This window comes from Bacillus sp. V3B, assembly GCF_024494465.1.
Taxonomy (GTDB): Bacteria; Bacillota; Bacilli; order Bacillales; family Cytobacillaceae; genus Bacillus_BD.
Genome location: NZ_JAETXM010000010.1, coordinates 71,708 through 84,562 on the forward strand (window position 1 = coordinate 71,708; position 12,855 = coordinate 84,562).

General features: G+C 36.4%; 12 protein-coding genes. 2 read left to right on the plus strand and 10 right to left on the minus strand.

The window, feature by feature from the left end; genetic code table 11:
* Positions 1 to 252: 252 nt before the first annotated feature.
* Positions 253 to 753, minus strand: a complete 501-nt coding sequence (coaD, locus tag JMM81_RS12805; RefSeq protein WP_256241968.1) for a pantetheine-phosphate adenylyltransferase — start codon at positions 751 to 753, stop codon at positions 253 to 255.
* A 448-nt stretch (positions 754 to 1,201) separates the two neighbouring features.
* Between coaD and JMM81_RS12810 the strand changes: the two genes are divergently transcribed.
* Positions 1,202 to 2,119 carry a VOC family protein gene (locus JMM81_RS12810; protein WP_256241969.1) on the plus strand — a complete coding sequence of 306 codons (918 nt, stop codon included), beginning with the start codon at positions 1,202 to 1,204 and terminating at the stop codon, positions 2,117 to 2,119.
* A 311-nt stretch (positions 2,120 to 2,430) separates the two neighbouring features.
* Here JMM81_RS12810 and JMM81_RS12815 read toward each other — a convergent pair whose 3' ends face one another.
* Positions 2,431 to 3,435 carry an amidohydrolase family protein gene (locus JMM81_RS12815; RefSeq protein WP_256241970.1) on the minus strand — a complete coding sequence of 335 codons (1,005 nt, stop codon included), beginning with the start codon at positions 3,433 to 3,435 and terminating at the stop codon, positions 2,431 to 2,433.
* A gap of 377 nt (positions 3,436 to 3,812) precedes the next feature.
* On the opposite strand from JMM81_RS12815, the gene JMM81_RS12820 reads away from it, so the two are divergent.
* Positions 3,813 to 4,295, plus strand: coding sequence for a hypothetical protein (locus tag JMM81_RS12820; protein ID WP_256241971.1), 483 nt, complete (start codon positions 3,813 to 3,815; stop codon positions 4,293 to 4,295).
* 312 nt (positions 4,296 to 4,607) lie between these two features.
* Here the strand turns inward: JMM81_RS12820 and JMM81_RS12825 are convergent, their stop codons facing one another.
* The 8 genes from JMM81_RS12825 to ureE all read right to left on the minus strand — a co-directional run bounded on the left by JMM81_RS12825 (position 4,608) and on the right by ureE (position 12,850).
* On the minus strand, positions 4,608 to 5,210 hold the full coding sequence (locus JMM81_RS12825; RefSeq protein WP_256241972.1) for a TDT family transporter: 603 nt from the start codon (positions 5,208 to 5,210) through the stop codon (positions 4,608 to 4,610).
* A 521-nt stretch (positions 5,211 to 5,731) separates the two neighbouring features.
* Positions 5,732 to 8,698, minus strand: coding sequence for a DPP IV N-terminal domain-containing protein (locus tag JMM81_RS12830; RefSeq protein ID WP_256241973.1), 2,967 nt, complete (start codon positions 8,696 to 8,698; stop codon positions 5,732 to 5,734).
* Positions 8,699 to 9,133: 435 nt separating this feature from the next.
* Entirely contained in the window at positions 9,134 to 9,394 is a 261-nt protein-coding gene (locus JMM81_RS12835; protein WP_256241974.1) for a PadR family transcriptional regulator, read from the minus strand.
* Between the two features lie 80 nt (positions 9,395 to 9,474).
* The gene (locus tag JMM81_RS12840) at positions 9,475 to 10,188 is read right to left on the minus strand and encodes a HoxN/HupN/NixA family nickel/cobalt transporter (RefSeq protein WP_256241975.1); all 714 of its coding nucleotides are present in this window, start codon (positions 10,186 to 10,188) and stop codon (positions 9,475 to 9,477) included.
* A gap of 70 nt (positions 10,189 to 10,258) precedes the next feature.
* A complete protein-coding gene (locus JMM81_RS12845; RefSeq protein ID WP_256241976.1) occupies positions 10,259 to 11,083 on the minus strand; it encodes an urease accessory protein UreD in 825 nt (274 codons plus the stop codon).
* A 1-nt stretch (position 11,084) separates the two neighbouring features.
* Entirely contained in the window at positions 11,085 to 11,696 is a 612-nt protein-coding gene (gene ureG / locus JMM81_RS12850) for an urease accessory protein UreG (RefSeq protein WP_256241977.1), read from the minus strand.
* Between the two features lie 19 nt (positions 11,697 to 11,715).
* A complete protein-coding gene (locus JMM81_RS12855) occupies positions 11,716 to 12,402 on the minus strand; it encodes an urease accessory protein UreF (RefSeq protein ID WP_256241978.1) in 687 nt (228 codons plus the stop codon).
* Positions 12,392 to 12,850 (minus strand): urease accessory protein UreE, encoded by a 459-nt coding sequence (ureE, locus tag JMM81_RS12860; RefSeq protein WP_256241979.1) that lies wholly within the window; start codon positions 12,848 to 12,850, stop codon positions 12,392 to 12,394. The genes JMM81_RS12855 and ureE overlap by 11 nt, the downstream gene beginning before the upstream one ends.
* Between the last annotated feature and the right edge of the window lie 5 nt (positions 12,851 to 12,855).

The window sequence follows — 12,855 nt, forward strand, 5'->3', positions numbered from 1 at the left end:
TTAAAAAATCAGGTTCAACTACTATGTCAACTTATTTAGGTGCGAAGTTTGAGTTGATTATTTAAATAATCTCAAAATGACAGATCAGGACCTGTTTATTGCTATTTTTTTGGGATATAATCTTCTCGCTATTACAGGTAGACACTTAGTTCTCCACATGTCCAGAATGTTTTGTGGCAAGACATATGAAGCGATGGGATATTCATAAAATAGTATTTACTATCCTTAAAATCCATATTCTTTTTTATAGAACTAAATATTATCATTAGCCAATTTTTCCGTTTTCATCTTCTCTATAAGTGCTATTTCAACATGATTAGGTATATAACTAGATAACCTGCCTCCATGAGAATAGACTTCCCTTACGATACTAGAACTAAGAAAAGAATATTTTTCCTCTGAATGTATAAAAAAAGTTTCAGCCTCTTTGTACAGGTTTTTGTTTGTTAAAGCCATTTGGGCTTCATATCCATAATCAGTAACCGTTCTTAACCCTTTAATAATTGCCTTAAAATTGTGTTCTTTCATATAATCAACAAGTAACCCTTTAAACGTATCAACTTTGACTTTTTTATTGTCTTTAAATGCATTTTCAATTAATAGCCTTCGTTCTTCAATCGAAAATAAATATTGCTTCTTAAGGTTCACCATAACAGCCACTAAAATTTCGTCAAAAAATTCACTTGCTCTATTGATAATATCAATATGTCCATTTGTAACGGGATCAAAGCTTCCTGGATATATAGCCTTCATTAATACCACCTCAATTTTTAATGTTAGATATAATATAAATTTTTATACAACTTTAATTAACGTATTAATGTAAACCAAGAGTCTATTTTACGGGAGAAAATTACTCGTTACTGTATTAACTTCATCTGCTATTGTTTATTTTTAATAAAGGATAATGGTTGTTTCATTTACATCGATGCACGATCAAAAAGGATCATTTTTCCACGATACCTTAGTTAAATTTCCGAAAAATGTATTACATTTTTGCGCACTTTTGGACATCATAAATATTAAGAAGATGATATTAGACGAATAAGCGAGTAGGTAAAGGAGTTTATTTAGCATCTTCAGCAGTCTCATTTTTATATGCAACGTGGGTAGACTTACATATTCTTTTTTTTCCGAATGAAGGTCATCCTGATTCGAAAAACTAGAAGTGGATATTTTTTTCTAAAGGAGGAAATGACAAATGATTCGCTATAAGAAATTAGGTTATGTTGTATTAAATGTAACAGATCTTGATAAATCAGTTGATTTTTATGAAAATATTGTTGGACTGCAGGTTGTTGAACGCGAAAATAAAACCGCACTCTTAAGATGTAGTAGAGACCATCATAATTTGATTCTTGAACAAGCAGGGGAAGCAGGTTTGAAAAGAGTCGCTTATGAACTTGAAAAAGTTGAGCAATTCCAAGGTGTTTTCGACTATTTAACAGAACAAGGCTTAGAACCGGTAGAATTGAGTGCAAAAGAAGCACAAAGTTTGGCTCAAGGCAGAACATTGCGATTTAAAGATCCACATATGGCTGTAACCTATGAATTCTATGTTGAAATGATGCAAATGGGATTACCATTTGTTCCGAAAAAAGCAAAAATCACAAGATTCTTACATGTTGTATATGAAACAAATAAATTTGATGAGATGTTAGATTTCTTTACTAACACATTAAACTTCAGGGTATCAGATACCTCATCAGATAATAAAGGTGCATGGGCATGGTTAAGAGCGTTCCCTTCACCATATCACCATGACTTGGCCATTACGAAAGGTGCAGAAAATAAATTGAACCATCTTGCTTACCAAGCTGAAAGAGTTGATGATGTTGGTATTCAAGTCAATAAATTGAATGATGCAAATGTTCCAATTCTTTTCGGACCAGGAAGACATCGTCCATCTAGCAGCATTTTCCTTTACTTTGCTGATCCTGATGGCATAACGCTTGAATACAGCCAAGGAATGGAGGAATTCCCTGAAGAAGGAGCCAGGGAACCGCGTCGCTTAGAGCCAACTCCAGAGACGATCGACGAATGGGGAGGAACTCCGAAGCCTGGTTTTGGTAAACATGGTAAGTTGATCAGTGAGGACCTTGAAAAAAACAATCAATAAATAGTAGTAAAAAAATTCGTAACTACTAAGGTCCCTCATAAAAAGACAAGATAAATAGAGGTAACTATATAAGTCGTTACCTCCGTAGACATCAAGTTAAGGTTCAAAAGCTTTCAGCTTTTGAACCTTTTATTATTTAAATATCTCCACTCATTATTTTTTTCTACGCAAAATAAACCCCTACTTTGTGTAAATCAAGTATTTAAAATAACTCTTCACTCGATTTTTCTTCTTAGAATACTTTAAACATTCCTGATTTTAACCATACAGATAACCATTGAAATCAATGGTTATCCTTATCGATGTCCTATTTAAGGGATTTGCAGAAACCTCAACGCATTGCCGCCCATGATGGCCTCTTTTTGTTCCTGAGTTAAACGATCAGTTTCCAACACAGATTTCCCCGGAGGAGTTTCTTGAATCGGGAAAGGATAGTCAGTTCCCATCAGCAGACGCCCGTGACCAAACAGACGGGCCAGGTATTCCACATTCATCGGATTGTAAACGAGTGCATCGTAATAGAAATACTTCGCATAATGGCTAGGAGGATAAGGTGTCTTTCTTGAATCAGGGAAACAATGCCAACCCTGCTCGATCCGCGGAAGGATAAAAGGAAATGCCCCCCCTCCATGAGCCAAGCAGATTTTCAGCTTCGGGAACCTTTCAAACATCCCGCTCATGACAAAATTAGCTGCTGCTAGGGCCAATTCTATTGGCATCGCTACAGTATAGGTAAGACCCGATTTAGCTGTCCGCTCTTTTCCGACCATGTCGTAAGGATGGAAAAAGAGCGGTACGTTCCAATTCTCGGCCCTTTCAAAGAAAGGCGCAAAAGAAGGATCATCCAATCCTAAACCGTTTACATTTGTTCCTATTTCGATCCCCTTAAGTCCGAGAGTATGCATACAATAATCCATTTCCTGGATCGCAGCTTCTGTATCTTGGAGAGGAACCGTCCCCAATCCGATAAAACGATCCGGATGCTTCTTTACCATATCTGCAATATACTCATTTTGCAGACGCGCTATCTCCGCTGCTCCCTTGGCTGGAGCCCAATAGCAAAGGCCAATGGGGATCGGTGATAAAACCTGCATGTCAATTCCGTCGTGATTCATACTTTCGATTTTTTTAGCAGGATTCCACGTTTCACTATTGATCTTTCTGAAAATTTTTCCCTGTACCATAATATGAGAGGTATTTTCATCCACTCTCTCGATACTTGGCCAGCGTTCACCTCCATATTGTTTCCCGAAATCAGGCAGTTCTTCTGGAAGGATATGCGTATGAAAATCGACTTTTTTTACTGTTTGATCCATGGTCATCTACTCCTTTTCCTTTAATTGAAATATGATTCTTTCGCCTTCAAGTATAAAGTTCAAAAGCCTAACTAACATTTAACGGTGCGCAGTTTAAGGTAATAATAAATCGATACTTTCTATTCATTGAACTACCTCATCAATGTTTTTAGAAGCGAAATCAAATGATAAAAACATTATATGATTGTAATCATTACGTTTTATAGTATCGCAATGATTACTTTTTATACTATATATGTGAATTTTTCACACTATTTTTATGAAACCGTTTTACATTATTTTCAAATTAATGAAAGGATGATAACCGTGACAAATGACTTAAAAATGAAAACTTCCTTATAAATATGTTATATTGGATTAAAAATCGGAGGGATAAAATGATTGGCAGATGGCTGACGATTAATATCTTAACTGTTATCATCATTGTTTTGTGGAGCCTGTATCAGGGATATGATTCTAATTATATTTTGATAGGAAAAATTGTTGCACAAATGGCATTTTTCTTATTTTTAATCAACATTAATATGTATTTCGTATTCCTCCTTATTCGAAGAAGCAAAATTAGAAATGTGAAAGTAAAGTTTGCAAAAATTTCTAAGAAGATGATGAAATATCATATTCCTATTGCGATTACTGCTTCCCTTCTTATCATATTTCATGCAGCGGTGATGCTTTATATACGATTGGAACATCTTTGGGGAGCAAAAATAATAAGTGGTACAGTAACCACCTGTACCCTCATCATTCTATTGTTTAGTGGATTATTACGAAGATGGAAAGCATCAGGAAAAAGGAGGAAATTTCATTACATAATGGCGTTCATGTTTTTGGGATTTACGCTTTTTCACATTTTTCTATAGAAAACTACACATTCTAAAATAATCACAAGTAATAGTTATGAAGCTTTAAAATAAAAGCCGATAATTCCTCAATGTGGGAAGTATCGGCTGTTTTCATGATCAGGTAAGTGAATAGATTTTTCTTTACTTATAACATTTCGATAAATTTGTAAACTTATAAAAAAAGCCTCCATGAGGATTAGGATAACAATCAATATCGGTAAAAAAAGAAAGACTAAGTTTTGCAGGGAATCGATTAGTGATTGATTACCCGTGGATATCCTTTTAGTGAAAAAAAGAAACATTCCAAACGTAAAGACTCTTGCCCATTGACTAGGTGAATAGATAAAGTAAGAAACCGATGGTGAGAAGAATCTCTGCATAGGATCTTGGAAAAGAAACTCCAAATATATTATAGCCAGAAATAACAATCGACTGGGTGGCAACACATGGCAGTAACAATCCTCCATGAATTTGATGTAAATATTTTTTTATTCCTTTAAAAATAAATATATAGTTTCGTATAACCAATCCTAAATATAAAAACCATAAGGCGAGATTAATAAAAAAAAGAATCTGTGAAGGGGCATGAATTTGCTTATCTGAAAGTAAAACGGTAATAATAGATATGGCAGCAATCCAAGTCCCTATCGAAAAACTAGATATGGGGTCTTCTATATGTGATGAATAAAAGACACCTTGTAGCAGATCAAAAGTGTAATGTATCATAACCCAATAGGTTATGATGATGATGAAGTGAAAAAGTATGTCACTTACATAAGGAGAAGAAAGGTCCTCCATCAGAACGCCTTTTATTGTAATCCCCATTGCCATGATGGGAGCACCGGCTACTGTAGAAATGTTTAATCGGTAACCTTTACAGTTAACTAAAATAGCTAATGTCAGAATAGTAATGAATAAAATTATAAAAATCATAGCATTCTCCTATGTAGTTCATTTATATATAATTTTTAAAAAATTTGTTAGATTCATTTCTTCGTTTACGTAATTGATATCTACATTCTGATAAAAATACATAGACGTCTTTAGACTATGCAGGCTTCATAGAGTGAATTAACCTTCCTTAATCATTATATCGTAACAAGATATGATTTGTAAGTATAAATCAGTCTATTCCGATTGATTTTATTGGTATATAAACCTTAAGATTATAATTTTTTCTTAAGAGATGGCTCTATTAAACAATATTGTTGATGCTTTAAAATAGTCTCCGGTGTGTGGCCTCTTTTCAACAACAATCATTAACACAGACTAAGAAATAAATAAGCTTATAGAAGGTGTATTCAGAAATTGATGACTTTCTGAACAGTAACACAAAGAGAATATTTTTCAGACAAGAAACGTACCATATGATCCTTTTCATAAAAAAATCAAGGTGACCGATATTGGCCACCTTGATTCAATTAAACGATTCTAATCCATTTAATAAACATCTATTATTTATTAAATGGAGCGATAATCTCATCGATTGAATATACTTTACCATCTTTCATAACCATCTGGACGTTAATGGTATCTTTTATATTTTGTAATGGGTTACCCTTCACGAATACAAGATCTGCAATCTTTCCTAGCTCAATGGTACCTAGATCCTCCTCAACACCCATCTTTTTCGCTGGGTAATACGTGGCAGTACGTAATGCTTCATATGGGGTCATTCCATATTTTGTCATAGCCATAAGTTCTGCATGCAGACTGAAACCTATAGGTACCAGCGGTGAATCCGTACCGTTTATCACTACACCACCCGCATCGATCATATCCTTTAATATCGCCACATACTTGGCAACACGCTCTTGATCTTTCGTTGAAGCAGCTTCATACTTACTCCTAATCGAACGATATTGCCAAGGTGTATACAATTTTTCAATACGTGGATCTGAAATGATTTTAGGATAGAATCCAAGCATATTAATATTAGCAGACAGTGACAGTGTTGACGTGACAGACATTCCGGATTCACCAGTAAGTTTCACGACATCTTCATAGGCATATCCACTCGGACTCACCGTTCGGGAAAACCCTAGACGCTGTGTAGCCGTAAGATGGGATATGCCATCTTGGCCAAAGGCCATGGCCGGAAAAAAGTAATGTGAAAACGCAGGTACTCCCATTTCATGAGCTTTATTAATCACATAATCTTGGTGATCACTTGGAAGTCTCACATAGGTTTTCAAAAGATCTACCTCTAGGGAACTAGCTCTTTCCACTTCTCGTTTAACCGCCTCTAAAGAAGTGGTAGGTCTCATATTGCTATAGTACACGCGTGAACCCTCGATCAGTTCACTTGATGCAAAATAACGTGGAGCTACCCGATTTCCAGATTGGATTGCTTCACGATCCTCCATTGCTTCATACGCAAAATCTCCCATTGAAACGGTGCTTGTCACTCCAAAAGAGAGTAATTGACGTCCTTGTCTAGAACCGTAATGAGACCGACCTAGCTGCTGATGAATATGTGCATCCCACAATCCTGGAATCACGGTTAGTTTGCTCGCATCGATTACCTGTCCATTATGCTCTTTTTTATGCGGTTGAATATCGACAATTCGGTTACCTTGCAACGTAATATCAACATTTTTCTTCAATTCGGTGCTGACCCCATCCCATAGGCCTCCAACATGAATCACCTTCTTTCCGCTTGGAAGCTGAGGCTTCCATTTCAGCGTAAAAGAGACTGTTTGTGATGGACCTCCATTGATGGAAATGAGTTTCAAATCTCCTTTTGATAGGTACATCAATGTGTTTGAATCCCCACTCCAGCTAGGTGAATCGGCAATCTCGTCTGAAAGGAGTCGAGGCTCTCCTTTTGGCTGTCCATTTTCATCAACCGCCATCACCCAAAGCTGACTTTCAATAATAAAGGCCATTTGTTTTCCATCTGGAGACCATACGGGTCCCGAGTTATTTCGGTTACTCAATGATTTGAAAGGAATTGGGTCAACGAAGTTTTTCGTCCCTGTTTCCGTATTAACGACATAAATTTGGTTTGTTCCTTCACGGAATCGATTTGAATACGTTTTAATCGCAGCTAATGCAATGGCTTTACTATCAAGTCCCCATGTAGGAGGTCCAGGTAAGTTTAGGCTTTCTATTACTTGTTTTGTCTCTCCCGTACTAATATTGACCGTATAAGTTTTGCCATTTTCATCTTGATAAGCGATCTTCTCTCCATCCGGAGACCATGCAGCAGCAAATTCAGCGCTGTCGGATGTTGTTAATCGTTGTTCCTTACCTGAAGCCACGTTTAAAAGATAAATATCTTCTGTCCCTTCTTTATCAGATGAATAAGCAATCTGCTTTCCAGCTGGAGACCATGTTGGATCAAGCTCCATATAAGAGTCATCTGTCAATTGACGAGGCTTTCCCTTGCCAACGTCTAATAACCAAAGATCATTAAGAGCTACAAATACGATTTGCTTTCCATTCGGTGATAGTTTAGGTGCAACAATTCCTTTTACATCCTTCTGTTTCTGGGAATCAAAATCATGTTTTTTCATTTGATACTCTTGCAGGTCTAACGAAATGTCTGCACGAAACGGAATGGTTTCTGCCTTTTCCTGATCTAGCTTTCTTGTTTTAATGTGACCATCAGCCGTGTATGCGATTTCATTTGTTGACAGCCATTCAACAGGAAAAGGGAATACATCTTCATTGCTTGTCACTTGTTTTCCTGAGATCTTTAAGTTGCTTTGTAATCCATCTTTCACAACATAGGCAATGTCTTTGCCTTCTGGTGACCAAGATGGATTCGAGATTGTCCCCGATTCTTCTGTTACAACTGTACGAATATTTCCAGATACATCAACGGCTTTGAGTTGTTCGCCATCTATATAAGCAATTTCACTGCCATCTGGTGACCATGTTGGTTGATACTCTTCACTTGTTGTATTCGTCCAAGCCTTAAGTTCATTCGTTGCTAAATCTAATACCCAAATATCATAACTTCCTCCACGATCTGACGAAAAGGCAATTTTAGTTCCATTAGGAGAGTAAGATGGTTCACGATCGTCATAGTTACCAAAAGTAATTTGGCGCATATCAGACCCATCAGGGTTCATGGACCAGATGTGGTAATTTCCTCCTTGATAGGATTGGAACGCAATTCGTTTCCCATCTGGTGACCAATCTGGAAAGGAAGGATCGACATATGTATCAGTAATTATTTTGGCAGTCCCACCTGTCATGGGCAATGTCCATAAAACTCCCTGTAAATCCATCACAAGTTGACTATGATCTGGGGAAACAGCAACAGTAATATTAGTTCCCTCCGTTATCGTTACAATATCAGAACTATTTTCAGCATTTACTTTAGATGAAATACCTGTCAATCTATCCTGTCCTAGGAACAAAATAGGGATCAACATCAAAATAGTCCATCTAAAAATGTTTTTTCGTTTCATAAAGCAACTCCTCATACTTTCATGTAAATTAACTAAACATTACTATTACTAGTATCAATATAACTTTCTTAATTAATCATCACATGTTCAAAGTAATTGAAGGATTTTATTTTTTCCGTAAAGAACGTCATTTTTGAGCTGAAAAGGTACTTGGACTGGAACGTAATAAAAAAATAGTAATACTGCGAATGAGTTAGTATTTAGGAGTATTTTAGTTCTTTTCTCATCTAAACAGCCATATATCATTCTAAATTAATGTCGTTAAAACTAAAATATGGCCTTAATCTTAAAATTACTAAATTCTTCAGACCCAATTCAGAAAGACGCCTTCTAATTCAAGAAGTGCGCCCTTAAATGAAATTGACGCATTCCTTATTAGAGAAATGCGCACTTTACTTAAAGAAGGAATAATTATTCAACCATTCTTTCTCCAGGTTACTTCAAAATTTTTGTTACTTCTGATTCAGCATACTCTCCATCTTCTCCTTTACCACCAGTAAAATCGGGTTTTCCCGTTTGTTCTACATGCTCATGTACCAGGAGTTCTTTCTGCTCCATTTTGGTTAACATAGGATGTATTTGACTATGTTTTGCTGGCCATACTACCTCTAGATATTGCGCTAATTCGTATCCAGAACAAGGCTTTCGATCAAGAGCACCGAAAATCGCATATCCAAGAGTATTTATAATATTCATCTCGATCTTTAAATTGTGGAAACCCTAAATTCTAAATTGTCTTAGATGTCACTGTTAACCGTTCCATATGTATCCAGTTCTTAAATCCACAGGTTAAACAAACCGTTATTAACACCTAAATTATACATATAGTACACACCAAAAACAGTACTAATGATACCTGTTGTAATTCCTAGTGGCCTACTCATTGTTTTACGCTTCTTGCTCAATACAAATGGAATTCCAATAATCGTTGTAAAGAAAAGCATACCAATGACTGTTCCTACGCCAAATAGAAGGATATAAATGGCCGCTTCTTCCACATTCTTCACTGTACTCATTGTTAATAGAACCATAGCACCACTCCCTGCCAAACCATGAACTAAGCCAATGAACGTTGATTGTAAATACGTGGTGTTTTTATGATGGTGTTTATGCTTATGTTCACCACTATTTTGATGGGAATGGACATGTTTATGCTTATCTCCATCATGTTGATGATGATGTATATGGATATTTTTGAAAGAAAGAATCGTTTTAACTCCAAGATAAACAAGCATGATTCCTACTAAAAATTCTAAAGACATCGCCCACTTCTCTGGTATTTCTCCCTTCATAAGAATAAGAATAATACCGATGATGAATAATGTTATAGTGTGACCAATTCCCCAAAATACTCCTGCTAAAGAAGCGTGCCATAACTTTTTGCTTTGACTTGCGATTGTTGATACAGCAATTACGTGGTCTGGTTCAATCGCATGCCTGATCCCCAAAATAAAACCCAGTGCTAAAACTGAGAATAATGTAACTTCCATAAAGATTCCTCCTCCACCTATCTTCTCTTATTAAAACCCAGCAACTGTATTCATTGCTGGGTTATGAACATTAATATTTTCTTAAAAAACTCGGGGTTTTGTTAAACCATTCTTGGCTAATTATATTATGAAATTCGGAAAATATTCTTTCAATGGTTTGTGTCGCATTTGCTAGTACCCGTACGGTAAACCCTGGGATAGGCAATAGTGATAAGCCTATTTTATATTCCTTTGTCTGGTTAGGAACAGCCTCATATAAACGATCAAGAAGGTCATGATTCGTTTTTTCGTCCACTATAATCATGGAGCCTAAATGAGAATAACCTTCCATTAAACCCAGGGCATTTATATTTTGCGTAGCAGGACTTAATTTTATATGATCATATACGACCAGCTCATTTTCCATATAGATTTCATTTATTAATTGAAGCTTATCATAACTAAACTTTTCTCCACTAGGAGACCATCCAGGGGTAATGATATCTGAGTAAAGGAGTGTACATCCTTTTTCCATATGGATCACATTTTTTTGTTTATATCGTGCATCTTGATAACCGATAAGCGGATCGGGAATATATTCGAGATAACTGCCTTCCTTCAGGTTAAACTCCGCTTCCTGATAAGCATGTGAATGCGGTGTCTTATATATTTTAGTGGCCGATTGGGTTGTTAACGTTAGCTTCGCTTGTTTCTCTAATGAAATCTTCATTTGATAGCGATCGCCGTCTAGATAGCCTCCGCCCGGATTTAAAATATAATAACAGGCTTGTCCAGATTCATCATGATAAATGGGACGCATGACTTTATATGCCCCTTGGAAATACACATTCTTTGCAACGGTCTTTCCATTCCTTTCTTCGGCACCCAAACGCAGAACTCCTGTCCAGTCCTCCACCTTATTCCATTCCTTTTAATAGTACATTTTTCTTAATCCAGTCAATGACTTGATCAAGACCTGTGTTATCTTTTAAATTTGTAAAAACAAATGGTTTTTCCCCACGGAAAACCTTCGTATCTGATTCCATGACATCTAGGCTTGCCCCAACGAAAGGAGCTAAATCTATTTTATTAATGATAAATAAATCAGATTTGATCATTCCTTGCCCACCTTTACGTGGGATTTTTTCCCCTTGAGCAACGTCAATAATATAGATCGAAAAGTCAACAAGCTCAGGGCTAAATGTAGCCGCCAAGTTATCCCCGCCACTTTCCACAAAAATAAGCTCAACATCTGGATGCTTTGCTTTTAATTCATTAATGGCTGCAAAATTCATAGAAGCATCTTCACGTATTGCCGTATGAGGGCACCCACCTGTTTCTACACCTATGATACGATCTGCAGGAAGTACCCCATTTTGTATTAAGAATTTCGCATCTTCTTTTGTATAAATATCATTCGTTATAGCCGCCATACTAATTTCATCTTTCAAATGACGGGTTAACTTTTCAACTAACATTGTTTTTCCTGCCCCAACAGGCCCTCCTACACCAATCTTAATTGGTTTCATCACTAACACTTCCTTTTTATTAAGACATAAAAATACGAATATTCACACGTTCATGTTTCATCTGAGATAGCTCTAAACCTGGAGAAACAATCCCAAAATCTTCTTCATCTAAACTCTGGATTTTTTCTGTTGCTTTGGTTAAAGCACCCTGAAATTCTTGAATCGTTTTCTGACCAGCCGTTTGCCCTAAAGGAATCGCACGCACCGCATTTTGTACAAGACTTGAGACGGTAGAATACAAGTAATACAGGGTGGTTGTTAATTGGGGAACTCTCAGATGATGACCTATAATCGTAAAAACAATCGCTGAATGACCAAATGATTGCTTTTTATTAATACGCTCCCGGTATATTGAAAGAATAGGTATATCATAAAGAGATTCAACAAGGTTTAACATCCGCTCACCTATTCTTTGGGTCCCTTCTCTCGTTTCACGCGGCAAATTTTGAACCATCAGCATACGATCTAATTTCCACACTTTTTGCCAATCTTCCTTTTCTAATGCTTCATAGACAAGGCGAGAAGCAAGCCCATCTGAATAGATGAGTTGCTCGTGTATATACGCATGAAGCCATTGTAGGAATGTTGCTTGATCACGGACTTTATCTTCTTGAATATAACTCTCAAGACCGTACGAATGACTAAAAGCCCCTGTGGGGAAATTTGAATCACATAGTTGAAATAAAGACAGAATATTATGATTCATGGCTATGTCCGATATGGCGAAATGCCTGTTTTACCTTTCTATCTTCACGTTTATAAGGAACCTGCAGGCCTTGAAGTAATTCTTCTACAAGGTAATCATACTGAACAAGCATATCGTTTTCTTCAAATTGGGCCGGCAGATGACGATTCCCTAATTGATGGGCGATTGTTCCCATTTCTTTCAAACTGCGTGGTTGGATGACTAATAAGTCATCCGATAAAACATCTATCATGATTAGATTTTTATCATCTATATGTAGAACATCACCAGCAACAAGGTCGCGCGGTTCTTTTAAACGTATACCAATTTCTTTACCATGATCTGTCGTCACTCGTTGAATGCGTTTCACTAAATGAGCGCTTTCGAGGTAGACTTTTTCAATATGATGTTTTTCAATTTCTTCTTTGTCCATATTTTCAATATTTGTTATGATTTGTTCAACTATCAATATCT

What these genes read in the sequence shown, in the direction of transcription:
- JMM81_RS12855 (WP_256241978.1), bottom strand. Translation starts at nt 12,402, where the DNA reads ATGAATCATAATATTCTGTCTTTATTTCAACTATGTGATTCAAATTTC.
- JMM81_RS12810 (WP_256241969.1), top strand. Translation starts at nt 1,202, where the DNA reads ATGATTCGCTATAAGAAATTAGGTTATGTTGTATTAAATGTAACAGAT.
- ureG (WP_256241977.1), bottom strand. Translation starts at nt 11,696, where the DNA reads ATGAAACCAATTAAGATTGGTGTAGGAGGGCCTGTTGGGGCAGGAAAA.
- JMM81_RS12825 (WP_256241972.1), bottom strand. Translation starts at nt 5,210, where the DNA reads ATGATTTTTATAATTTTATTCATTACTATTCTGACATTAGCTATTTTA.
- JMM81_RS12835 (WP_256241974.1), bottom strand. Translation starts at nt 9,394, where the DNA reads ATGAATATTATAAATACTCTTGGATATGCGATTTTCGGTGCTCTTGAT.
- JMM81_RS12820 (WP_256241971.1), top strand. Translation starts at nt 3,813, where the DNA reads ATGATTGGCAGATGGCTGACGATTAATATCTTAACTGTTATCATCATT.
- JMM81_RS12840 (WP_256241975.1), bottom strand. Translation starts at nt 10,188, where the DNA reads ATGGAAGTTACATTATTCTCAGTTTTAGCACTGGGTTTTATTTTGGGG.
- JMM81_RS12830 (WP_256241973.1), bottom strand. Translation starts at nt 8,698, where the DNA reads ATGAAACGAAAAAACATTTTTAGATGGACTATTTTGATGTTGATCCCT.
- JMM81_RS12815 (WP_256241970.1), bottom strand. Translation starts at nt 3,435, where the DNA reads ATGGATCAAACAGTAAAAAAAGTCGATTTTCATACGCATATCCTTCCA.
- coaD (WP_256241968.1), bottom strand. Translation starts at nt 753, where the DNA reads ATGAAGGCTATATATCCAGGAAGCTTTGATCCCGTTACAAATGGACAT.